Annotated in this window: 19 protein-coding genes; 12 read left to right on the forward strand and 7 right to left on the reverse strand. The window is 39.4% G+C overall.

What is annotated here, in order from left to right; all coding sequences use genetic code 11:
- Positions 1 to 72: 72 nt before the first annotated feature.
- Complete coding sequence (locus tag I6F41_RS11655; RefSeq protein WP_182684139.1) at positions 73 to 1,392, reverse strand: porin; 1,320 nt, start codon at positions 1,390 to 1,392, stop codon at positions 73 to 75.
- Positions 1,393 to 1,454: 62 nt separating this feature from the next.
- On the reverse strand, positions 1,455 to 1,934 hold the full coding sequence (locus tag I6F41_RS11660; protein ID WP_011329592.1) for a MarR family winged helix-turn-helix transcriptional regulator: 480 nt from the start codon (positions 1,932 to 1,934) through the stop codon (positions 1,455 to 1,457).
- Positions 1,935 to 2,385: 451 nt separating this feature from the next.
- Here I6F41_RS11660 and I6F41_RS11665 point away from each other — a divergent pair, with 451 nt between their 5' ends.
- From I6F41_RS11665 to I6F41_RS11680, 4 genes are all read left to right on the forward strand, one after another.
- On the forward strand, positions 2,386 to 3,240 hold the full coding sequence (locus I6F41_RS11665; protein WP_197108499.1) for a D-hexose-6-phosphate mutarotase: 855 nt from the start codon (positions 2,386 to 2,388) through the stop codon (positions 3,238 to 3,240).
- 44 nt (positions 3,241 to 3,284) lie between these two features.
- Positions 3,285 to 3,818, forward strand: a complete 534-nt coding sequence (locus I6F41_RS11670) for a PH domain-containing protein (protein WP_182684161.1) — start codon at positions 3,285 to 3,287, stop codon at positions 3,816 to 3,818.
- A complete protein-coding gene (locus I6F41_RS11675; RefSeq protein WP_197108505.1) occupies positions 3,811 to 5,346 on the forward strand; it encodes a PH domain-containing protein in 1,536 nt (511 codons plus the stop codon). Before I6F41_RS11670 ends, I6F41_RS11675 begins: the two co-directional genes overlap by 8 nt.
- A 118-nt stretch (positions 5,347 to 5,464) precedes the next feature.
- Complete coding sequence (locus tag I6F41_RS11680; RefSeq protein WP_197108506.1) at positions 5,465 to 8,296, forward strand: TolB family protein; 2,832 nt, start codon at positions 5,465 to 5,467, stop codon at positions 8,294 to 8,296.
- Positions 8,297 to 8,370: 74 nt separating this feature from the next.
- On the opposite strand, the gene I6F41_RS11685 is transcribed toward I6F41_RS11680, so the two are convergent.
- Together I6F41_RS11685 and I6F41_RS11690 are read right to left on the reverse strand one after the other, a co-directional pair.
- A complete protein-coding gene (locus tag I6F41_RS11685) occupies positions 8,371 to 9,546 on the reverse strand; it encodes a tetratricopeptide repeat protein (RefSeq protein WP_011329587.1) in 1,176 nt (391 codons plus the stop codon).
- An 86-nt stretch (positions 9,547 to 9,632) separates the two neighbouring features.
- Complete coding sequence (locus I6F41_RS11690; RefSeq protein WP_182684142.1) at positions 9,633 to 10,766, reverse strand: PepSY-associated TM helix domain-containing protein; 1,134 nt, start codon at positions 10,764 to 10,766, stop codon at positions 9,633 to 9,635.
- 283 nt (positions 10,767 to 11,049) lie between these two features.
- On the opposite strand from I6F41_RS11690, the gene I6F41_RS11695 reads away from it, so the two are divergent.
- The 6 genes from I6F41_RS11695 (at position 11,050) to I6F41_RS11720 (ending at position 20,340) form a co-directional block, all read left to right on the forward strand.
- Positions 11,050 to 11,664 (forward strand): PQ-loop domain-containing transporter, encoded by a 615-nt coding sequence (locus I6F41_RS11695; RefSeq protein ID WP_011329585.1) that lies wholly within the window; start codon positions 11,050 to 11,052, stop codon positions 11,662 to 11,664.
- A 73-nt stretch (positions 11,665 to 11,737) separates the two neighbouring features.
- On the forward strand, positions 11,738 to 12,526 hold the full coding sequence (locus I6F41_RS11700) for a PhzF family phenazine biosynthesis protein (RefSeq protein ID WP_089368898.1): 789 nt from the start codon (positions 11,738 to 11,740) through the stop codon (positions 12,524 to 12,526).
- A 346-nt stretch (positions 12,527 to 12,872) separates the two neighbouring features.
- Positions 12,873 to 14,057 carry an efflux RND transporter periplasmic adaptor subunit gene (locus I6F41_RS11705; RefSeq protein WP_011329583.1) on the forward strand — a complete coding sequence of 395 codons (1,185 nt, stop codon included), beginning with the start codon at positions 12,873 to 12,875 and terminating at the stop codon, positions 14,055 to 14,057.
- Between the two features lie 11 nt (positions 14,058 to 14,068).
- Positions 14,069 to 17,194, forward strand: coding sequence for an efflux RND transporter permease subunit (locus I6F41_RS11710; RefSeq protein ID WP_179807659.1), 3,126 nt, complete (start codon positions 14,069 to 14,071; stop codon positions 17,192 to 17,194).
- Positions 17,195 to 17,460: 266 nt separating this feature from the next.
- Positions 17,461 to 18,027 (forward strand): chitin-binding protein, encoded by a 567-nt coding sequence (locus I6F41_RS11715; RefSeq protein WP_182684162.1) that lies wholly within the window; start codon positions 17,461 to 17,463, stop codon positions 18,025 to 18,027.
- Positions 18,028 to 18,261: 234 nt separating this feature from the next.
- A complete protein-coding gene (locus I6F41_RS11720) occupies positions 18,262 to 20,340 on the forward strand; it encodes a S9 family peptidase (RefSeq protein WP_182684143.1) in 2,079 nt (692 codons plus the stop codon).
- Positions 20,341 to 20,444: 104 nt separating this feature from the next.
- Here the strand turns inward: I6F41_RS11720 and I6F41_RS11725 are convergent, their stop codons facing one another.
- Positions 20,445 to 20,918, reverse strand: coding sequence for a Dps family protein (locus I6F41_RS11725; RefSeq protein WP_011329579.1), 474 nt, complete (start codon positions 20,916 to 20,918; stop codon positions 20,445 to 20,447).
- 340 nt (positions 20,919 to 21,258) lie between these two features.
- On the opposite strand from I6F41_RS11725, the gene I6F41_RS11730 reads away from it, so the two are divergent.
- Positions 21,259 to 21,468 (forward strand): hypothetical protein, encoded by a 210-nt coding sequence (locus I6F41_RS11730; RefSeq protein WP_011329578.1) that lies wholly within the window; start codon positions 21,259 to 21,261, stop codon positions 21,466 to 21,468.
- On the opposite strand, the gene I6F41_RS11735 is transcribed toward I6F41_RS11730, so the two are convergent.
- Both I6F41_RS11735 and I6F41_RS11740 read right to left on the reverse strand, forming a co-directional pair.
- The gene (locus tag I6F41_RS11735; RefSeq protein WP_086993140.1) at positions 21,465 to 22,070 is read right to left on the reverse strand and encodes a DUF7379 domain-containing protein; all 606 of its coding nucleotides are present in this window, start codon (positions 22,068 to 22,070) and stop codon (positions 21,465 to 21,467) included. The two genes, I6F41_RS11730 and I6F41_RS11735, sit on opposite strands and share 4 nt — an antisense overlap.
- A gap of 21 nt (positions 22,071 to 22,091) precedes the next feature.
- Positions 22,092 to 22,628, reverse strand: a complete 537-nt coding sequence (locus I6F41_RS11740; RefSeq protein WP_058374423.1) for a YaeQ family protein — start codon at positions 22,626 to 22,628, stop codon at positions 22,092 to 22,094.
- A 719-nt stretch (positions 22,629 to 23,347) separates the two neighbouring features.
- Between I6F41_RS11740 and I6F41_RS11745 the strand changes: the two genes are divergently transcribed.
- Positions 23,348 to 24,526, forward strand: coding sequence for a tyrosine-type recombinase/integrase (locus I6F41_RS11745; protein ID WP_197108508.1), 1,179 nt, complete (start codon positions 23,348 to 23,350; stop codon positions 24,524 to 24,526).
- The last annotated feature ends 1 nt before the right edge of the window (position 24,527 follow it).

Consider the following 24,527-nt stretch of genomic DNA (forward strand, 5'->3'; position numbering starts at 1 on the left):
AGCGCAGCAAAAAGGGCAAACAAAGTTGCCCTTTATAAGTAACTAATTAACTAGCTAATTAACTTACTTGGCTTAAAAGTAATAACCAAGGTTAATATTAAAGCGGCTTTCTGTTTCGCCGTTACCCGCGATAGAACCGCCTACAAATGGCTGATTACGCGCATGTACATAATCGATGTAAGTAAATAGTCCACCGGCGGCAATCGATACACCCGTTACGTTCATCCAGGTATTTGCGCTGTTGTCTGATTTATTGTAAATAATACCGTAGTCGTTATAAAACTGTAGGTTGCTTACCGGCCCCCACTGTACTGGTACGCTATATGCTACGTTAAAGGTGCTGGTAGTAGCATCGGCGGCAATTGAATCATAAAACCCGTATGCGCCTACAGCCATGCGATCTATATTATCAACATTGTAGTTATACTCACCGTGTTGTAGTTGAATATTCCAGTTATTAATATGGCTATTTAAGTGCAGTGCCCAAGCATTGTAATCACCCGCACGATCGGTCCCATCATGTAAGCCACCCGCAAGTGCTGAAATACCTACTTCAGTGGTTATGCCTTCACCGTGTTCAAAATGGTATGCATAACGACCTGTAAAGGTATTGTATTCGCCAAGCTGTTTTGCAGGCTCTGCGTAAATACCTTCACCGACAGGGCGGCTTCCAACAATATCGTACGAATAACGATGGCTACGATCTTCTACATAACCGTCAACACCACCAAGTTCATCATTTTTGAAAAAGCCAAGGTCTAGTTGCCAGTTATCGCTAACTTTACGTTTAAACATAATACCTAGATCGTGATCATCCTCTAGGCCAATATAATAGTTAGTACTAAAAAAGTAATTATGTGAGTTATACGGGTCGTTACCAAATGGTACTTTAGTAATACCTGCTTGTACTTGCCACTCATCATTAAGTTGATAACCAGCCCACGCCGACTTTATAACGGTCATGTAATCAAAAAAGCGAATTTCACCGCCTAAAAGTACACCACCAACTTCACCTGAGAGGTTTAAACGAAAAATATCAAAATCAAAGTCACCAAGGCGGTCTTCATTACCTTCACTATACGAGGTAACACTGTAGTTAGTACGAATAGCACCACCTACGGTTATACCAGCAGATTCTTTCTCTTCAGCTTTAGTGGCAGCAACCACAGTTGTTTGTTCCGCTTTTTTACTTATTTGAGCAACTTGTTGTTCGTGTTGCTCATTAATTTTCTGTTGTTTGGTTTTTTCAGCTGCTAATTGCTGCTCTAGCATCTGCATTTGCTGTTTAAGTTGCTTAAGCTGAGTTTGAAGCGTGTCTAGATCTGCGGCGAATACATTGCTCGACGCACCAGCTAGCATGAGGGCAAGTGTTAATTTCGAAAGTTTAGTCATAAATTGCTGCTCAGATTTTGATTGAAAATTTAAGATGTAAAAGCACATCCTGTGTAAATTTATTATTTAGGAGCTTGAGTAAGCGCACCCACTTCTAACAGAGGCGATGCATCAAGTTTATCTGCATCCATCATTGCGGCAATGCGCTGCATTGACGACAGTAATAGGCTCTGCTCCCACTCTGCAAGTGCCGAAAACTTAGCAATAAAATGCTCTTGTAGTGGTTGCGGTGCTTTATCAAGTAACTCCTTTCCTTTATCGGTGAGGTATAAACTCACTCGACGCTTATCCATTTGGCTACGTACCCGAGTTACTAAGTCTCTACCTTCTATCCTATCAAGAATATTAGTAACGGTTGCCGGGCTTAAATTTACATTTTGAGCTATACGGCTTGCTGTTATCCCATCTGTATGGGAAACCTCTTGCATTATAAGCAGTTGTGGCCCAGTTAAGCCTGAAGTTTTATTCAGTTGCTTAGAGTGTAAATCGATCGCACGAATCACTTTACGTAAAGAAACCAATAACTCGTTATGTTTTTGCATTTAGCTAATCTCGTTAAAAGGGCGCAATGGTTTGCCATAATCGCGAAATGTTACACATCAAGTAAATTGAATTCAAATGATATATTGCATTTTAGCCTGCTTTTTGTGGTTTTTATTAGTTTGAGCAGTAATTAAAATTTGTGTTTTTTAATTTTTAATCTATGTCTGTAGTGTTTTATTCGCTAATGGCTGTAGTATACCTTTAAGCCTATAGAGTATAGATAATGAGTTTTTTTTATCAATTTATAAGTATTGCTAATTTACTGAGGGTGACATTTATAAATAAGTATTAGTACAAAGTAATTATTTATAAATACCTCGCAGGTATTACCGAGTGAAAATAAAGCGATCGATATTTAAATTATTTCGCTTATCATGTAGATGATTTATAAGCTTACTTGACTATTTAGGTGCACATTTAACACTACGTGCCAGCATTATAGGAAATAATATGAAGTTATCACCTTCCGTTAGTATTTGTCATACTGACACCGGTTTAGAATTTATTAATATAAATAGCAGCCATTGCGATGCAAAAATATTTTTGCAAGGCGGGCAAATTACCGAGTTTACCCCAAAAGGTAAGCAGCCATTGTTATGGGTATCTCAAGAAGAAACATTCCAAGAAAATGCCAGTATTCGCGGCGGTATCCCAATTTGTTGGCCTTGGTTTGGAGCACACGATAACAATGATTTTCCGGCGCATGGTTTTGCTCGAACGAGTTTGTGGCAGGCCGATGAAGTGCATGAAACCGAATACGAAGTTATTGTTAGCCTTAAATTACCCATGAAACTAGTTAATCTTGATTATTGGCCGCATCAATCAAGCTTACGAGTTGAGTTTGTACTAAACGAGCAGTTACAAGTGCGCTTAACAACCACAAATTTAAGCAATACACCGTTTAGCTTTTCGCAAGCGCTGCATACTTATTTTCCAACATCAGATATTAACAATACCAGCGTTGATGGTTTGCAAGGTGCGCAATATACTGAATTTGGCGAAGCTCCAGTAATGCAAAGTGATGTGGTTAGTTTTGCCCGCGAAACCGACATGGTTTATACCCAAGCAGCGCCAGTGCAAACCATTAATACTCCCGAGGGTATAATTAGTGTGGGCCGAGAAAATTCCAGCTCTTGCGTATTGTGGAATCCATGGATAGAAAAATCAAAGCGTTTATCTAACTTTGCTAATACTGAATATAACAACATGCTTTGCCTTGAAGCAGCCAACGTATTAAATGATGCCGTTACGCTCGCGCCAAAACAAAGCCATACCTTAATTACCATCATTAAATGGCTGAGTTGAGCCTTGTATTTATATAAGTAATAGTGAGTTTAAACAATAATATGGTGTTTAATAATCAACAAATAACCAACTTACCACAACATAGTAATATTGAGTTTAAGCCATTGGCGGCTAACGCTTTGCTGCATGTGCAACTTAATTGGCTGGCGTTTTATATTCCTTTAATAACCGGCTTAGTGGTGGCGTGTTACTTAAATGCTGCTTTTGCTAATCTAGCGCAAACGTATTTGTTGATTGGCATGCCAATAATTATCATATTATCAATGTTTTATAATGTAGTGAGTATAAATCTGCAAGGGGTAGCAATGCGCACCCACGATATCGCGTTTAAAAAGGGAATTATTTGGCAGCAAATAGTTATTTTGCCGCTAGCGCGAGTACAGCATATTGAGGTGCACCGCGGGCCAATTGAGCGCAAACTCGGCTTAGCGAGTTTAAAGCTATACAGCGCTGGTGGCATGAGCGCCGACCTGCAAATTAGCGGCTTAACTCACGACGATTGTAAAAATATGCGCCAGTTTGTACAAAACTACCGCAACGACGATAATATCGCACAAGCAACCCCTGCAGATGAGTAACGCTGGTAGCGCAAGTAGTTTACATTGGCAAGCTGTATCGCCTTGGGCGTTAGTGTATTTTGTTGTCCATTTTATGGTGCGAGTTATAAGAGATGGCATATTTAATTTGCTACCTATTGCGATTGTGTTTGTAACTCAAGTTGAAAACAAACTATTTTGGGGACAAATTGCCGGAGCCGTCGCGCTTGTTGCTTTGCTTATTTACTCTTTTTTATATTATAAAAGCTTTCGTTTTTGTATTTCTGAAGAACACGAAATTTTACTCAAAAAAGGCGTATTTAAAAAAGAGCGTTTAACCCTTAAATTTGCTCGCGTACAAAACGTAAATATTGCTGAGCCGTTTTATTTTACCCCTATTAACTTAGTAAATTGTATTTTTGATGCCGCAGGTAGCGTAGCGCAAGAAGTGGTACTGCCGGGAATAACCAAAGAACACGCACAACAAATGCGTAAACAAATTTTTGCTTACAAAGCCCAGCAGCAAGATACTGTAACTGACAATGTAGATCACCAAGTAACAGCACAAAGCAGTCTATTTATTAGCAATAAAGAAATTGCTAAGTTTGGTTTAATATCAAATATGGCTATTTTAGCCTTTGCAGCTATTGCGCCATTTATAAATGTTGTTATCGATTTTTTAGAGCAAAAGCTGATTGCTAAAATGGAGGGCTTTTACCAGCAAGAGCTAGGTATAGTGGCCAATGCTGCCATGTTTGCGGTGATCACCTTAATTGTTTTGTTGGTGATTATTGCGGTGTTGTTATCGGTTGGCATGTCGTTGATTCGGTTTTATAACTACGAGCTGTATTTTAAAGGACAAAAGTTTAAACGCATTGCTGGCTTATTAGAGCGCCATCAGTTATCTATGAGCTTAGATAAGGTGCAATCAATTGTTATAAAACAAAACTTAGTTGCCCGACTATTAAAACGCTTTACCGTTGAATGCTTGCAAGCGAGCAGTGGTGGTATGGTAGCAGGCGTTGCTGCTAAAAATAATAAACAAACCTTGCTCTTACCGGTATTAAACGCGGCACAAGTAAACAGTGTTTGCCAATGGATTTATCCTTGGTTTAATAGCAAAAACCTCGCATTTACAGGCGCAGAGCGCGCACTACTATATAAAAACTTAGTTTTTTATGCGCTTTTACCGAGCATATTAGTATTTGTTTTTTGCTTAGTAGCTGAGTTTAATATGTGGCTTAGTTTAGGTGTATTTGTTGCATTTGCTGGTTTAGTTACCTTGTCGTATCAGCGTTATGGCTATTACTTACATGAAGATAATGGCCGGTATTATATGGTGGTGCGCAAAGGCTTGATTGGCGTACATTATCGGGTGTTTGAACTGTATAAAACACAAAGTGCCCGTAGTATAAGTACCTACTTAATGCGTCGCTCAGGGTTAAAAAGTGTGTATATACAACTCGCCTCAGGTTACGCTTTTATGCCCTATATAAAGCAGCAAGATGCTGACTTTATAATTGATTTTACACTTATGCAGGTTGAATCTGATCCCCGTAGCTGGATGTAGCTCTACTAAAAGCATGTGTAGTTTATAGTTGCACATGTTTTATTACACTTTATTACTGCCAACTAAAAGTAATTAGTAATAACCTAGGTGCAGTTAAGGGATCATCTAAGGGACTATAATGAAAAAAACACTTATCGCAGCGGCTTTATTACTTACCGCGCCGAGCTATGGCAACGACTGGCAAACCATTCATACCGAGCACTTTAATGTGCATTACAGTATTGAGCATACCGACTTTGCCAAATCGACTGCTGTAGAGCTCGAAATAGTACGTACCAAAGTGCTTGAGCAACAAAACCGCGCACTCGATAAAACTGTAGATGTAGTGGTGTTTGATCCCTTAAATGCAGCGAATGGTTTTGCGCTACCTACCTCAAATAACCCGATAATGGCACTTTTTACCACGCCGCCACAATCAGATACTGTTATATCAAATACCTCAGGTTGGCAGCAGTTATTGGTATTGCACGAGTACATTCACTTAGTGCATTTAGCACAGCCAACACGTAATAACTGGCAGCAAAAAATACGCAGTCTATGGGATCTATACGATCTAACTTACAGCAATACCCCTCGTTGGGTTGCCGAAGGTTATGCCACGTTAATTGAATCTAAAATGACCGGTCGTGGGCGCTTATTTGATAACTACTCAGAAGCAATATTAGTAGAGTTTGCCCAGCAAGGAGCGTTGCCCAGCTACTCACAGTTAAATAGTACCGAAGGTGGCTTTATGGCCAGCTCCATGGCGTATTTAATTGGTAGCCGTTTTTTAAATTGGTTAGAGCAAAACTATTCAGAGCAAACGCTCGATAGCGTTTGGACACGCATGCAAAGCGTAAAAGTGCGTGATTTTGATCAAGCATTTAGCGGCGTGTTTGGGCAAAGTGCCGCTAAGCTGTACCGCCGTTTTTTAGCTGAATACACTTACAAAGCTATGGCCAAAGAGCAATTAGAACCTAAGCTTAATAGTGAGCTGTGGCTACAGCTTAGTTTATATGCAAGTAACCCTGCGCTTGCAAAAGATGGCAGTAAGCTGGCAATTGTAGAGCGTGATAAAAACGATAACACTAAGCTTATTGTGTACAGCACAGAGCAAAATACTAAAGCCGAAAATAGCTTTAATAAAGCACAAAAAAAGCTATTAGAAAATGATCCCCTAGATATTGCTGACACTGCACCTGGTGTATTTAAGCGTGAGCAAAAACAAGTGCTTAACCAAATTAACCGAGCCGGCATAGCTAACCCTCAATGGATTAATAATACCACGCTTTACTTTAGTGCTTTTAGTACAGAGGAATCGGGGAGTTATAATCGTGTTTCTGATGTTTTTAGCTACAACACTGAAACCGGCAATATAGAGCAGCTTACCGAGCTTGCAGGTATTCGCCGTTTTAGCGTAACCAGCGATGGTGAAACCTTATATGCTGAGCAAGTAAGAGGTGGTTACTCAGAATTAGTGAAAGTAAATTTAACCACTAAAGTCGTCACTGAGTTATTTAGTAAAAGTTTAAAAACGGCGTATGACTACCCAATATTAAACCCTGATGAAACTAAATTAGCTTACTTATCAGCATCTTTAAACGAAAATTGGCAATTATATATACAAAATACGGATGGTGAGCACCGTCAATCAGTGGCTATGCCAAACGGGTATCAATATTTAAGCCAACCAAGTTTTAGCCAAAATGGAGAGTCGCTTTACTTTATTGCTGGCTTAAATAGCGCTACCGATATTTATAGTTATCATATTGCAAGCAAAACACTCACTAAACTAACTCAAGGGCAAGAAGCGGTTGCACATCCCGTTGAAATGGCTGATGGCTCATTACTTTATTTCTCGATTAGCGCAGATGGCCCCAATGTAAAACAACTAGCGAAAACACACCAAGGGAATATGGTTAGTGATATTGCAACCACTAAACATGCGCCACTGCTTATGGTTAATCAACACACACTTCCAAAAGCTAACATTTACACTAACCAAGTAGGCACACAAAGTAGCTACAATGCACTTGAGCAACAAGCCACTTTTGCACTAGGCGCGCAGTATTATTCGGCTGCAACCAGTTTGTTGAATTTAGGGGTTAAAAGTAGCGATTTATTAAAACAGCTCGACTTACAGGCAGGGTATAGCGCCGACTTGCACAATGGTGCTTTGCATGGTGGTTTTGTGCAGGCAAAATACAGTGCATTACCAGTAAAATTCAAACTTAGCGTGTTTGATTATAATTTAAATACAGCACGCCAATATAAATCCTTAAATCAAACAAGCTTAAGCGCCGATATTACTGCGCGCGGTGGTTTTGCTGCAATAAGTTACCCTCTTAAATTTGGGCAGTTAAACTTAACGCCAGAGCTTGCTTATAATTACACTGACTACAAACAAAACCATAAAAGCTGGACGCGCTTAGGCGTTACTCAAAGCTGGCAATATGACCGCCAAGACTTTGTTATAGGCCAAAGTACTTATGCGAGCTGGTACGATGGCAGCAGCAAAAGTAATAATTGGCAAGGTTACGATTTAGCCGCCAAAATTTTTGGTAAAGCATTTGGTATTCCTCTTTATGCAAGCCTTGAGCAAAAGCAACGTGATGATGGCAGCCTTGCATTAGGTGGCTTTGGTTCAAACCTGATTAATCAGCAACAAAGTAGCGAATTTGTACTTTCATCTGAGCTGCCTTTTTACAGTGCAACTGCAAAGCGTTATCAAGGTTATGGTGCTGGGTTTAGCTTTAAAGAGGGGTTACCTTGGCTTTATTACAAGCAACACCAACTTGATAGCATGGTATATGCACAAAGTTACGGCTTAAAATATCAAGGTGATATTAGCTTTGGGATGGGGCCTGCAGGTATAAATGATTTAACGTTTAATTTGGGCTTATCGCGCGTAGAAGGCGATAGCTTTGCAGATGAAATGCGCGCGTGGTTAAGTTTTTATTATTCGCTTTAGCGTTTTTAAAAGCAAAGGTAAAAATAATTAATAACGGGGTTTGAGCGGCGATTTAAGTGCCGTAAAACCCACATTTACTTTGTCATACTTAACGACAGTAACTTAGCTTGATACACATTAAGCTTTTGTTTGTCGCGTTCAAGTTCGATGGCTTTTTCAAGTAAGCTTTGTGTTTGTTGAGTTTTACCTTGCTGAAAGCGTATTTTCGCCAGCTCTAAATACAGATCGGCTATATACGGTGCTTTTACTATTGCTTGCTCAACATGTTTGTTAGCGCTATAAATATTTCCTGTTTGTAACTCATTTTTAGCCAGTACTAATAACTCATAAGGATCTTTTTCTATATTTATTAGTTGTAAAGATAACTGCTGCGCAAGCTGAGTATCACCAAGCTTTTGAGCTAATAATTGATAGTTACTAATTAAATTTATGCTCGCATAATTGTTATTTAATGCTGCTTGATAAATATTTTTCGCGCTTTGTAAGTCGCCAGCATGGCGGTGTAATATGCCTGCTAAGTTAAATAGCTCAGGATCTTTAGGGGTGTAGTTATTAGCTTGCAAAATAAGAGAATATGCCATGTTTAATTGTTTGTTTGCTAATGCGCTAGCGGCTAAATTGCTATAAAACTTAGCGAGTAAGTCATTATGGTTAGCACTACCTGAGTAAATACTGTCTCGAGTTGGGAAGTAGTCGATTAACGTACCTGCGCGGGTTGTTATTGTGCTTATTGGATTTATGTTTTTAGCGGTACCTATTTCTTTAGGGGCATAAACCATAGTTCTAAAATGGTTAGCTACATACACTAAGTTACTTTCTTTTGCGTAAACAGGCTCGCTGGTCATTTCTTGAAAACTCGTATCTAAACCAAGAATGCGAGCATAGCTTTGGGTAAGCACCGCTAGGCTAATACAGTTTCCTTGCGCTCGATTAACTGTTTGTGTAGAAGTGAGTGTATCGCCGTGATATGTAAAGTTAGTTAGTTGGTTTTCAAGGTAATTATAAACAACTCTATCGGTACGAATCCCAGATAATAGCTGTTTTTTGGCATACGCTAAAAACTGCTCTGTCTCGACCTCAGACAGCTCAAAAATAGCTTGTTCAGATAAAGTGGGTTGCTGGCTAAATAAAGCATGATTAATTACTTGTGTAAGCGGTATAGTTTGCAGTATTTGCTTTTGATTGTTAGTACTGCTGCAGCCGGTTATTAATGAAAAAATAGTAATTATCACAAGCGTATAAAATTTCATAAACTCACTCCATTGATACAAAAGTAAGTAGCTTAAATAGAGTTAATTACTACTTTACCTAACATTATAATGAGTTTGTTTTTTAATCAAGGGTTTGCTGTGCGGCGTTTATTTAAACGGTTTTGTCGTGACTGCTTTTTGCGTGCACGTCGGGTAAGCCATAAATAAAAGCCAGTACCTGCAAGCCATACAGGGCTTAAGCCAATAACAGCCCACAGCACCTTACTTACAAGCCCTGCAAAGTAGCCAAAGTGGAGCTTTCTAAAGCTATCAATTACTTGCCAGCCAATTCCTACTTCGCGAATATCCCAGTTAGCCATGTGCTCGCCAGTTAGCTTACTGTAAGTAATTGTATTGGCGTATTCACTAGCCAGCGGATTGGTTGTGCTTACTTCACCAAATAAGGTAATGTTTTCGTCTGGCTCTAATGGCAAAACTAAAAAAGTACCGTTAAAAGTAGAGATTTGTTTTTTGCTGTCATCGAGTATTTGCTGCAACGAAATGTCGTGACTGTATAAGGGGTTGGTTAGTACATAATGCTCTTCTTGTGCGTGTTCTATCACTTCGTGATACCACACAGCCCAGTTAAAGTAGCCGCCAGTAATGGCTAAAATAATAATAATGGGTGAGCCTAACACGCCGGTCATTTTATGAATGTCGCTAAGCACTATTTGTAGTGTTGCACGCCAGCGTACGCTAAATAAGCGTCGCCAAAATTTGCGATAAATAATCAGGCCGCTAATACCCAATACGAGTAAAAACACCGCAAAAAAGAACCCTAATACAGTGCCCGTTTGCCCTGGTAAATTTTTAAAATCGTTAAGTAAAAAGGTGTAATGCAGCTCTAAAAACCAATCGGTGAAATAATGGCTGGTACCCACAGGCTCTGACAAAATATCACCTGTGTATTGGTTTAAATGTAACTTAGCCCATTGCTCTGTACCGCGCTTTATTAAGTAAACCCGATCAGCAGTATCATCGTTAAATATTTCCCAACTAGCTACTATATAATTAGGGTAAGTACGCTCTGTTTTAGCGATTAACTTATCAATAGGTAGTCGCTCAGGTAATGCTTTTACCACAAAGTGGCTATTTGGCATTAGCAGGCCATCTATTTCACTTTTAAATACTAAAACACTCCCTGTAATGCTAATAACAATAAGGGGGATGATAGCAATAAGGGCAACCCAGCTATGAATTTTAAACAGTGTTTTTCGCATATATAAAGCAAGAAAAGATGACAAGTATTGCGCATGATAACAATTATCAATTGCAATTCAAGTTTTGCAGATGGTTATGCTAAAAACAGCAAAAGCGTGAACTTAAGCTAACGATTTTTGTATAGCTAAGTTGCCAGTTGCTAAAAAAATATTTTCAATTTAGTTGAGTAAAATCTAGTCGCCACTACAATGCCGCTATAATATAAAATCCTTTAAAAACATATGTTTATTATATGTTTCCATTTTAATTCCTATTAACACTTACGTAACGAGCGAGGTTGCTTTGGCACATTTTCTGCCTGTATTGTCTTCATTTATTTTAGTCTTTAGTTTTTTACCACTGCTAAATAAAATTCGTAAAAATCGCAGCGTGTCGGGTTTATCGCTGTTGATGATGACCTTTGGTGTTGCACAAAGTACGTACTTTATTGCCTTTAATCTGTATTTTGAGCGCTTTTATATGGCGCTGCCATTTATAGTAACAGGTATATTAAGTGGTTCTATTTTATACTATTTTGCGCGTTATAATGCTGAACGAAAAGAGCGTGTTCAGTTACTGTGTATGTTGGCTTTTTCGCTTATTCCATTTACGTTATTAGCTAACCCAGTACTTGATACAGCTAAGGTACTAACGTGGTTAACCTTTGTTGGTTTGGTAATGAGCTCGGTGCGTGTAATGCCACAAACGTATAAAACTATTCGCAGTGGTGATATTAGTAATTTAAGTGCACGTTATTTTAGTTTGCAGTTTGTGGCGGGTATTTGTGGTTTATTTGCCGAGTTTGCTATGGCTACGCAAAGTATTGCGCATATTTTAACGTTTGTGATGATTTTACTCACCAACGCTGCGCAGCTTGGTTGCATTCAATATTATAAAATGCGCCCTAATACGGTATAACGTTTAAAATAGTAGTGATAATTTAATTTAACTGTGGCAGGTTTAAGCTATTCGTAATTATAAAGTTTAAACCATGCAATTAACTATTCATCAAATAGATGCGTTTACTAATGAATTATTTAAAGGCAATTATGCCGCAGTGATCCCCCTTGATACGTGGTTAAGCGACGATTTAATGCTAAAAATTGGCGCAGAAAACAACGTGTCCGAAACCGCTTTTACTTGCCAGCAAAGCGATGGCAGCTTTGCTATTCGCTGGTTCTCACCTTTGATGGAAATTGACTTTTGTGGCCATGCCACACTGGCAGCTGCTTATGTGCTTTGTGAGCAGCATAATTTAGCGCAAGTGCGTTTTTATGCTGCTGCCGTGGGCGAGTTAGTCGTTAATAAAAATAGCGATGGTAGCTTTGCCATGACCTTTCCAAAACAAGCACCGGTTGTTGTATTAAATGCCCCTTCTGCACTGCTAAATGGTTTATCAAAAGCACCCACAAAAGTGCTAAAAAACCGCCAAGCTTATTTTGCTATTTACGATAATGAGCAAGATGTAACTCAGCTTAAAACCGATTCGCAGTTACTAAAAACATTATTTCCGCTCGATGTGGTTGCCAGCGCACCTGGAGATGAATACGACTTTGTGTCTCGCTACTTTTGGCCTGCAAGCGGTGGCGATGAAGATTATGTAACAGGCTCTATTCATACCGGCCTTGCCCCTTATTGGGCTCAGCAATTGGGTAAAACTACGTTAAGCGCTTATCAGGCTTCGAGCCGCGGCGGGCAGTTACTATGCGATGTTGGTGATACATATGTAACGATCACAGGGCATGCGGTAAGGTATTTAACCGGCACTATTTTTATTTAGCAAAGCGCTACATACTTTCTAAATTGTGTATAAATAAACCATGCTATTACTCTTGCGCTGCGAATAAAACGCTTTTATTTAAAAATATAATTTTTGAAAGTTAGCACAGGCGACGCAGCCGCCACTATATACTTATTACTCCAAACCGCGCCTCTATTATTTATTCTTGTTTAAAGTTATTGATTTATAAACTTAAAAATTACAGCTTTAATTTCTCTATAGTATTACTTGTTATTCTTTTTATTAATTGAGAGTTATTTTAGAAATAGTTACTTACAAATGCGTCGTTAATATTTGGTTAAGCTCTGTTATTATGTTGTTAGTGAGTTTTTGAGGTAATTAAGTTATGCAAACAAGAATACTTAAATGGGTTTTTCCTTTTGTTGCACTTGCCATTGGCATAGTGAGCTTTATGGGAATTAACGCTATTGCAGAAGAATCAGCAGAAAAAAAACCAGTAGATACACGCCCTACCGTTAAAGTGGAAAGTGCTTTGGCAAATAATCATCAGGTTATTATTAATAGTTACGGTGAAGTAAAGCCGCTTGAAAATACCCAATTGTCGGCGCAGGTGTCGGGTGAGGTATTAAGTTGGCATCCTAACTTTATTGCCGGTGGTGTAGTTGGCCGTGGCGAAACCCTATTTACTATTGAAAAAGATAATTACCAAGCAGCCGTTTTAATGGCTGAAGCTGAGCTTGCACGCGCACAAGCAGGCTTAATTGAAGAACAAGCACAAGCGCAAGTAGCAGCAGACGAAGCAACACGCTTTCCTGGTAAGGCCCGTACAGATTTATTTTTACGTAAACCACAAGTTTTGAGTGCACAAGCGTCGGTTAAATCGGCGCAAGCTGCCTTAAAGCGTGCGCAACGTGACTTAGAAAATTGCGAAATAACTGCGCCATACGATGCGCTCGTTATTAGTCGTAATATTGGTGTGGGTCAGTTTGTATCTATGGGTTCGCAAGTGGCCGAAATTAATAACATAGAAACCGCAGAGGTGATCATTCCTATTGCCGGCTTTGATAGTATTTTTTTACCAGAGCGTATTAAAGGTATTACTGCAACTGTGATTCAAAAAGGACTAAATAGCTTTACTCGTGAAGCAGTAATAGACCGCGATTTAGGTATTGTAGATAGTGCTACCCGCATGAGTAGTTTAGTGGTGCGAATTGACGACCCTTACGGTTTAAAAAGCAAACAACCAGCAATTAAATTTGGCAGCTACGTACAGGTAAGGTTTGCAGGCGCTATGCTCAGTAACATTTACCGTTTACCGCAAGCATTAGTGAATAATCAAACGGTATGGATAGTAAATGAGCAGCAGCAACTTGAGCCGCGCAAAGTAACGGTTATTAGAGAAGAAGGTGAGTTTTTTTATATTAACAGCGGTTTAAATGCAGACGATAAACTCGTTGTTACCTTGCCAGAGTATCCGCAAAAGGGCATGGAAGTAAAAGTGGCTGGTACTAGTACTAACAGCGCAACTGAAAGCTCAGAGACAAGCAACTCTAATACTCAGCAGTTGTAAGGTAGCAAAATATGAATGAACCAATAGAGCAAAAACAAACGGGTATTATTGCCTACTTTGCAAAGAATTCGGTAGCTGCCAATTTAATGATGTTTTTTATCATTGTAATGGGGATTATTAGTTACTTTACTATTCAGCGCCAAATGTTTCCTAATGTAGAAATTAACTACATTAATATTGAAGCTAACTATCCAGGTGCATCGCCACAAGAAATAGAAGAAAGCATTCTCATAAAAATAGAAGAGTCGCTTAAGGATGTAACCGAAATTAAAAAAGGCGTGTATCGTGCGTTTCGTAATGGTGGCCGTGCGAGCTTAGAAATAAATACTGACGTTAAACTTACCGACGTGCTCGATAAAGTAAAACTTCGCGTAGATGGTATAGCCACGTTTCCTGGCGGTATGGAGCCGGTAACAATTAGCCAAGTAGAGTTTAGACAAGACGTAATAGGCATGACCTTAGTAGCCGACCTGCCACTGAGCGAGCTTAAGCCAATTGCAAACCAAATAGAGAGTGAGTTATTGCAGCTTTCTAATGTATCGCTAGTTGTTAACGATGTGCCACTTGATGAAATAGCCATTGAAATTGAACCCGATACGCTGCGCCAATATAACTTAACCTTAAGCGATGTAATGACTGCAGTACGCAGATATTCAGCTAACTTTTCGGCAGGGCAGCTAAAAACTGACTCGGGAGTTATTTCGGTACGCGTAGAAAATCAATTTTATAGCGGCGAAGAGTTTCGAAAAATACCGGTAAAAATTGGCGAATACGGTGCAAAAGTATTGTTGCAAGATATTGCCGTAATTAAAGACCAATTTACCGAAGGTGAGCGCTACTTTAAGTTTAATGGGCAAAATGCGGTGTATCTTTCGGTTAAAGCAACCCAAGAGCAAAACATGATCCCGGTTGCCGAGTCGGTTAAAGCATTTATAGAACAAAAAAATAATCAGCTGCCGCCCAGTATACGGTTAGAGCCATTAATGGATATGACTTACTATCTAAATGCTCGCCTTGATATGATGAAAGCTAACTTGTTTCAGGGCGCTATTTTAGTGGCAATTATGTTGTCGTTATTTTTGCGTTTTAAACTGGCGTTGTGGGTAATGCTAGGGCTGCCAGTGTGCTTTTTAGGTGCAATGATGATGATGCCGGTATTTGGTATTAGTATTAATATTATTTCGTTATTTGCGTTTATTATGGTGCTGGGAATAGTGGTGGACGACGCCATAGTCATAGGAGAGAGCGCCTACACCGAAATAGAAAGAAGTGGTGGTGGTGTTGAAAGCGTAGTGCGCGGCGCTAATCGTGTTGCAACGCCTGCGACCTTTGGCGTATTAACCACAATTGCAGTGTTTGCACCATTTACCTTATCGAGCGGCCCAGAAAGCGCGTTTTTTTACGGTATAGCGGTAGTGGTAATGCTGTGCTTAGTATTTAGTTTGGTTGAATCAAAACTAATTTTACCGGCGCATATTGCTCATACGCACTTTGCACCTATTAAAAAAGGCAGTTGGCGCGATCGCTTTAATACCCGTTTTTTTGGCTTTGTAAATGGCCCGTATAAACGCTTTATTGTGCGCTGCGTAGAATGGCGCTGGACGGTGATGTTTGCATTTATAGCAATGCTTATTCTTAGCGTTGGGTTAATTACCTCAAACAAAGTACGTACTGTACCCACCCCTAAAGTACCGCACGACTTTCCACAAATACGCGTAGAAATGAATGACAATGTTTCAGACATACAAACCATTGCAGCTATTCGCGACATTGAAGCTATGGTGCTGCAAGTTGATGAAGCAACAGAGCGTGAATTTGGTAAAAAAATGATCCGCGATATCTTGGTATTTAACCAAGGTAGAACAGAGTCACAGTTATTAGCGCCATTAGTTGATGAAGACTTGCGTCCGTATAACGCCTTTGAGTTATCGCGTCGTTGGCGTGAGGCTATGCCAACCATAGCTGGCGTTAAGTCGTTAACTATTCAAGATGATGCTGGCGGCGGCGGTGCCAACGGTAATGGTGAGTTTGGCTATTTATTGTATGGCTCAGACATAGACACGCTAAATAATGCAGGGCGTCGTTTTATTCAATTACTGCAGCAACAAAAAGGTTTGTTTGATATTAGCTCGACCATTGATCCTGCTAGTAAAGAAGTGCAAATGAGCTTAAAACCGGTTGCTTACGACTTAGGTTTAGATCTTTCGAGTGTTGCCACCCAAGTAGGTGCTAGCTTTTATGGTGGTGAAGCGCAGCGCGTGATCAGAAACGGCGAAGAAGTACGTGTAATGGTTCGTTACCCTAAGCTTACTCGCGAAGCATTTTCATCACTTAAACATGCAGTGATCACCACACCACAAGGGCGTGAGGTATTACTCGGTGATGTAGTTGAGCTAACCGAAACACCAGGCATTAGTTATATTCGCCGTGAAGGAGGCTATCGTACAGTTTATGTATATGGCAGTATCGACGAAGAACAAATAGAGCCAGGCGAAGTAGTTAAACAAGTTAAAGAGAACTTATTACCGCAGCTTAAAGATGAGTTCCCTACAGTTAAATCTGAGCTTGGTGGCGCAATAGAGGAACAACAAGCGCAAGCAAGTGAGCAAATGATGTTTTTTATTGGCGGCATGATCCTCGTTTATATTTTACTGGCTGTGCCATTAAAAAGTTACTCGCAACCGCTTATTGTTATGTCGGTTATTCCGTTTAGCTTAACGGGGGCTATTTGGGGGCATTATTGGTTTGGTTTAGATATTAGTTTAATGTCGGGCTTTGGTTTAATAGCCGCCGCAGGGGTAGTAATAAACGACTCCCTAGTTATGACCGATTATGTAAACCAAGTGCGCCGTAACGGCGTAAGTATTAAAGATGCCGTTATTGAGGCAGGCTGTGCGCGTTTTAGAGCTATATTACTCACCTCAATTACTACTTTTGCAGGGGTATTACCTATTATGTTTGAAACCAGCCTACAAGCTAAATTTGTTACCCCAATGGCAGTGGCGCTGGGCTTTGCTGTTATGTTTGCTACTTTAATAACACTGATATTAGTACCGTGTTTATATATTATTTTAACGGATATAGGCGCGTTATTTAAACGACCGTTTAGTAAAAAAACCACTAAAGCTACAATTTAAAATAGCATTGTAAGTAAGCAGCAAAGTAAAAAGCCAACCGTAATCAGGTTGGCTTTTTTGTTTTATATAGAGCTTAAGCATTAGATTTAAATTCTGGTTACATTCTTTTGTTTGATTGTTGCAAGCTTGCGAATTATAATCTTCATCTTATTAATAAACTGAGCTAATATTTAGTTTGCATTTGTTTGTTTATTGCTCTAAATGTCTTGGCTGTGTATTTGTGTATTACCAATGCAAGGTTTGGATTTTAAGGTGTTGCTGTGTTTATGCATACGTCATTGGTCTGTGGAAAATGGACACCAATAGGTTGCTTAAATCAGGATGTCCAATTATCTATTGGCGATTCTGTGGTAGTAACCTTTTATGACATGCAAGGAGAGCTAGTCGATTTATCATTTAGTTATGAAGTGACGGTATCTGAGCAGGGAGGGCCTAATGCGTGGCCGCGCCTAATAGCAGAATATATTAATGTGCATGTTCCCTTAGTTAGCGCAGGGCGCATGACCGATACAGGGCTAGTAGTTGCTTATCGTTATAATCAAATATTTGCACTAGAATCAAGCGGTATTTGTAAAGCGGATGTTAGTTTTAATTGTTTGACTAAACGCAATGTGTCGGTAATAAAAAATAGCGCAGAATACGATAGCGTTTATCCCGCTGGTGGCGATAACTATAATGCGGGCATAAAAGTATTGCAGCCCAAAACAGGGCATATTTATCAGTGTAAAGCATGGCCATTTAGTGAATATTGCCGTGTTAATGGTGAGCAAAGTGCCATGTTTGAACCCGGTGTGGGTAAAAGCTGGGCTATGGCTTGGCAGCAAGTAAAATAAATAGCTTGTATACAGTTTTGAATTGGAATTATTTCTCAAGGTGTTTTTCTTAAGATATTCTTCTTGAGGTACTCTCTTCCCAAGGTGCTCTCTTCCCAAGGTATAAAGACAACAATAAAAATTGCAGAAATTTTAGTAATTGTACTTATACCGTTTAGCCCGCTCAGCAATGAGTGGGCTTTTTTATTTTTATGTTAAACTGGCAAATATTGTTATTTTTTAATCGGTTTATTTGTGTCTACTTCTGATTTTTCTTTGGCCTTGCTGCCAAGCTTCCCTATTGCTGAAAAGCAAGCCTATACCCTTAACACACACGATAAAACACGTATCGATAATTACTATTGGATGCGTGATGACGAACGTCAAAATAAAGATGTATTAGCGCATTTACATGCTGAAAACAGCTATTGTGAAGCGCAATTAGCGCCAATGCAGCCATTGCAAAACATTCTTTTTGAAGAGCTAAAGGGCCGTATTGTAAAAGACGACAATACAGTACCGGTTAAAGATGGCAAATACTGGTATCACTCTGAAGTGCGTGGCGATGACGAATATTCTCGTCATTATCGCAGTAGTGATATGAGTACTAGCGATAAGCAAATTTTATTAGATGTAAATAAGCTAGCGGCCGGATTTGAATTTTTTGAGCTAGGCGAAGTAGCACTGAGCCCGTGTGAGCAATTAATGGCGTACTCAGAAGATACTGAAGGGCGTCGTATTTATACCGTGCACTTTAAAAATATAACCACTGACGAAATGCTCACCGATAAGTTAGAAAACACCGAAGGCCAAGTGGTTTGGGCTAACGACAATAAAACGGTTTTTTACGTTAAAAAAGATCTAAAAACATTATTAGGTTACCAAGTATTTAGGCACGTGCTGGGTACAGAGCAAAGCCAAGATGTAATGGTGTACGAAGAGCAAGACAGCAGCTTTTTTATGGGGCTGGGCAAAAGTCGCGACGAAAGCCTTATTATTATTGATTTAGCCAGCACCGAAACTAACGACACTTGGGTACTTGATGCTGACCAGCCAAACGGCGAGTTCAACGCATTAATGCCACGCGAAGAAGGCCATGAATTTGACGTTGATAAGCTTGGCGATACTTTTTACATAGTGACGAATTGGCAAGCCAAAAACTTTCGCTTAATGACCGCAACCATTCAAACTATTGCCGACAAAACCCAGTGGCAGCAGCACACAGCTCATCGCGATGATGTACTGCTTGAAGGTGTTGAATTATTTAACGACTTTTTAGTATTAAGTGAGCGCGAGCAAGGGCAAGCCCGTTTTGTGGTTGTTAATAAACAAGGTGAACGCATGACATTAGCGTTTGAAGATCCTTGCTACTACGCCGCCATAGCAATGAATCCAGAGCCAGAATCACGCAGTGCCCGTATTTACTACTCAAGCTTAACTACGCCTGGCTCGCTATACGATGTTGATTTAACTACAGGCGAAAAAACCTTACTAAAACAACAGCAAATATTAGGAGACTTTAACGCCGATAATTATCAGTCAGAACGCCTAATGATAACTGCACGCGATGGCGTAAAAGTACCTGTATCTGTTGTTTACCGTAAAGAGAGTTTTAAAAAGGACGGTACTAATCCGTTGTTTCAATATGGCTATGGTGCTTATGGCTATACTATTGATCCTAGTTTTTCGAGTACATCATTAAGCTTACTCGATCGCGGCTTTGTGTATGTTATTGCGCATGTGCGCGGCTCAGAAATGTTAGGCAGGCAGTGGTACGAGCAAGGTAAAAAACAACATAAACAAAACAGTTTTAACGACTTTATAGACGTTACTAAAGCGCTGGTTGAGCAAGGTTACGGCGATAAAAATAAAGTATTTGCATCGGGTGGCAGTGCGGGTGGTTTATTAATGGGAGCCGTGGTAAACCAAGCACCTGAGCTTTATTGTGGCGTTGGTTGTCATGTGCCATTTTTAGATGTGCTAACCACTATGTTAGATGAAAGTATTCCGCTAACCACCAACGAATACGACGAGTGGGGTAACCCTAACGATGCGCAATTTTATGATGTAATTGCAGCCTATTCGCCGTACGATAATATTTGCGCGCAAGAGTATCCGCATATGCTAATAACCACTGGGCTGCACGACTCACAGGTACAATATTGGGAGCCGATGAAGTGGGTAGCTAAAATGCGCGAGCTAAAAACCGATAATAATATTTTAGTATTTAAAACCGATATGGATGCCGGACACGGTGGCGCATCTGGGCGTTTTAAAAGCTTAGAAGAAAGAGCGCTCGAAATGGCCTTTTTTATCGCCTTACTAAATAATTAGGCAACAATTAAAAAGTGCACAAATAAAAACATCGCCACTGTAAAGTAGGCGATGTTTTTATTTTATAGCTGCTTAAATACAGCGGTTAATGCATTTAACTTTTATTAATCTAAGTAAGCTTTTAACATCCAAACAAGTTTTTCTTGCTCTGAAATATAATCACTCATTAGCGCGGCTGTACCTTCGTCGTTTGCATCGGCTGCTTGGCTTAAAATTTCGCGCTGCATTTTAATCAACACACTGTAACCTGCAAGTAAGTTCTCTACTGCAGCTACACCGTCGCTAATACCTTTAGCTTCTTTAATTTTACTTACTTCTAGGTAATCTGAAAACGCATGCAGTGGCGCACCATCTAGCGTTAAAATACGCTCAGCAACTTCATCTACTTTTAAAAGCAATAAGTTATAAATTTCTTCAAACTTAATGTGTAGTTCAAAAAAGTTACGGCCTTTAATATTCCAATGAAACCCACGTGCGTTCATGTACTGAATTTGATAGCTGCTCAGTAGCGAGTTTAATGACTTAATAATGTCTTCACTTTTTGCACTGTTTAAACCAATAGCATTTACCTGTGACATAGCTTGTTCCTTAAATAACCGTTAATAACGTTAACTGCTAATGAGTATTGCCTATCATCAGCCGTTAGTAAAATAATTTAAATAGATGGGATTAATAGCTTAAATAAATCGTGTACTTACATTACTTATAAAAATAATAAATAGATCATTAATAGTAATGGGTCGGATTAATTAAAATACCACCCCTGAAGGGAAAATATATTTTCAACACTACAAATCATGATCCAAAACAAGCTTTAAACAAGTTAAGTGCGCCGCTGTCGCATTAATTGATTTAGGTCAAAAATCATTCGACTTGATAACGCATAATAAGGAGGTAGCAATCATTAGGAGAAATAAAGTGAGCACAAAAACAGCTAAACAACATAAAGCTGAATTGATCGTAACGGGTATCGCCGTGGTAGTGTTTTTAATTGGCGTAATAGCGCATTTAGCCAGTGCCAGCTTTGCTAACTTTGATACTTTTGGTTATATAGCCGCACCTATACCACTAGTATTAGGTATTATATTTTTAATTAGTTATAAAATTGCAGCAGCGGCAGAAGATTAATCGTCTTCGTTTAAGCGCTCTAAAATATAATCGAGTACTTGGCGAGAGTAAATCATACTGGTATGGCTTAAATGAAACACTTTATGTTCGGCCATACCTTTGAGCTTGGTTTCATCAAGTAATACAGTGCCATCAGAGCAACTGCCTTTAACAATAAGCGGCATAAGCCCTATGGGTAAATCACCAGCAATACTGTAAAGTTTGGCTTTAAAAGGCCAATTACCGTTTTTAGAAAGTAAAAACTCTACGCTATTTTTTAAAAAAGATTCAAACCCTTTTTGCTGCATTTTTTGCGCAATATGGCTGCCTTTATGTGGGGTGCCTAAAGTAATTACTTTTTCAACATGTTGGCTTGCAGGCGAGTTCGCCTCAAGATACGCACGAGCAACAAGCCCGCCCATAGAATGGCAAACAAAAGCCGAAGGCTGATCGCCTATAAACTCATCTATTTGCGCAAAAATAGCATCGCGATTAGGAGTGAGCGTATTGTAAGTTAGGTTTAACACTTTTACGCCAGAACTTTTTAAGCGAGAGCACAACGGGCGCATCACAAAGCCAGACATATATAAGCCGTGTAAAACAATAACCTGCTTAACCTTCATACGCCCCTCACCTTGGTGTTATCACATTAACTGCTGTGGTTTTATTTCAATATTGGTCGTGTCGGTATTAACCCACATCTCGCCATCTTGAATAGTAATAGCAAGCTTTATATTACGATCAACCAAATTGGCCAAAGCTTGGGTAACACCATAATCTAAACTAAAGATACTAAGGTTTTTAAAATCACGTAATTTAGGCTGCTGTTTTTGCCACCAAATAGCTTGGTTGTTTTCGCCATAAGTGTAAAGCACCACTTTTTTAGCTTTATTACAGGCTTTTTTAAGGCGCTTTTCGTCAGGTAAACCCAGCTCTATCCACAGCTCTATTTCTTCACTGTAGTTTTTATGCCACAGCTCGGGCTCATCGTCAGAACTTAACCCTTTGGTAAATTCTAAACCATCACAGCTATTGAGTGCAAAAGCGAGTAAGCGGATCATCAAACGTTGTTCGGTTTCTGAAGGATGCTGGGCCAAGGTTAAATTAAAATCTTGGTAAACGTGACGGTCCATATCGCTAAGCGACAACTGCACTTTCATAATGGTGGATTTAAGAGCCATAACTACTTATTTGAAAAAATTTGCGCCAGTATAGCGCAATTAAATGAATTGCCTGTGAAAATAGCAAGAAATTTACAATAGTGTTTAACTGCTGCCATATCAATTTACTGAGTAAGATTAATAATTGTTAGTTATGTTTTATAGAGGTTGATTGGGTTTTATTCATGGGATTGAATTTTTTGTTTTTAGTTTGTATTGGGCATGAGGTTATTTTATTAGTTGCATACCTTATAGGCTGAAAAATAAAGAAAATTTGCTCAATGTAGCCACATACTTTTTATCCGAGCGTAAATAAGATATTTTTCTATCAAAGCTTTAGCGCGATAGCATGATTAAAATTTCAACGGCTAGTTTATTTTAAGAAGAATTAAATCCTCTTTGTGTAGTAAACTGACACTATTAGCCAAGTACAAAAAGTGTAATTGTACTCTTTAGTACCCCACACAGTACCCATGGCGTTATGGGTTAGAATAAAAGGTTTGCAAATCAAATGAGTAGAGCAGGAATACAGTGGTTCCCTGGGCGCTGGTATTAACTTCCGCTGATGTACGCTGTAGGTATTTTGTTTAATATAAATCAATGGTTTAATGTTATTTTGTTCCGTCACCTTCCTTAGTTTGATTACTGAATCCGAGTTTGCCAGTACCCCACTCAGTACCCCCGTTTATAAAATTACTATATACTCATGTTATTAATTGAATATATGGGCTATGCGAAATATGCGTTTAACTGATCGTAAGATAAAGTCTATTGTGGCTACGGGTAAAGAGCAAACCTTCTCTGATGGTAACTGTTTAGTGTTGCGCGTTAGAGCAAATGGAACTAAATCTTGGCGGTTTAAATACACAGTTAATACAAAAGTTACCAAACTTTCTTTAGGTACTTACCCTGCAGTTACTCTTGCTGAGGCCAGAAGTGTGGCAGTAAACTATATGCAGCTTTTAGCTAAAGGCATTGCCCCTAAAGAATACGAAAGTACTAAAAAGATTGAAGCGAGTAGGAAGCTAGCTAATACATTTTTAGCTGCCGCAGAGCTTTGGTTTGAACGAAAACAGCCTACTGTGACCGCCCATCACGCAGCTAGAGAATGGCGAACGCTTGAAATGTATATATTCCCTAAGATGGCAGATATACCGCTAGAAAGTATTACAGCGATTGATACCATTGAGATCCTCAGACCACTGGAGACTGACGGTAAACACTCCACAATTAAGCGTATTTGCCAAAGCTTAAACCAGATCATGGATTACTCAGTAAACCATGGTTTTATTAATGCCAATCCACTAGCAAAAATTATAAAAGTATTTACTAAAAATACTGTCGAGCATATGGCAACGATTAGACCTGAAGAGCTTCCAGGCTTTTTAACCGCTTTGAATAACTCTCAAACCATACAAAATAAAACCAAGCTTTTAATCTTGTGGCAATTGCACACAATGACTCGCTCAAAAGAAGCTGCTGGCACTAAGTGGGCAGACATTAATATTGAAGAGTCTGTTTGGGTGATTCCTGCTGAAGAAATGAAGCGAAGAAGAGCCCACAGAGTGCCTTTAACGGCTGTTACTTTGGCAATACTTGAACAAATGAAGCCCTTAAGTGCCCATCATGAGTATGTTTTCCCAAGTGAACGAAATGAAGATAGCCATGCAAGCACCTACACGGTCAATGCAGCTATAAAGCGAAGCTTAGGCTACAAAAATAAGCTGGTGGCCCATGGCTTGCGCTCCGTTGCTTCTACAGCGCTTCATGAAAAAGGTTATGATAGCCTTTTAGTTGAAGCATGCTTAGCCCACACAGACGAAAATGAAACAAGAGCGGCATATAACCGCTCGGACTATTTAGAGCAACGCAGGCCAATAATGGAGTGGTGGAGTGAGTTTATAAATAAAAGTATCTAAT

It is taken from the genome of Pseudoalteromonas sp. SCQQ13 (genome assembly GCF_015864415.1).
In the GTDB taxonomy this organism is placed as follows: Bacteria; Pseudomonadota; Gammaproteobacteria; order Enterobacterales; family Alteromonadaceae; genus Pseudoalteromonas; species Pseudoalteromonas nigrifaciens.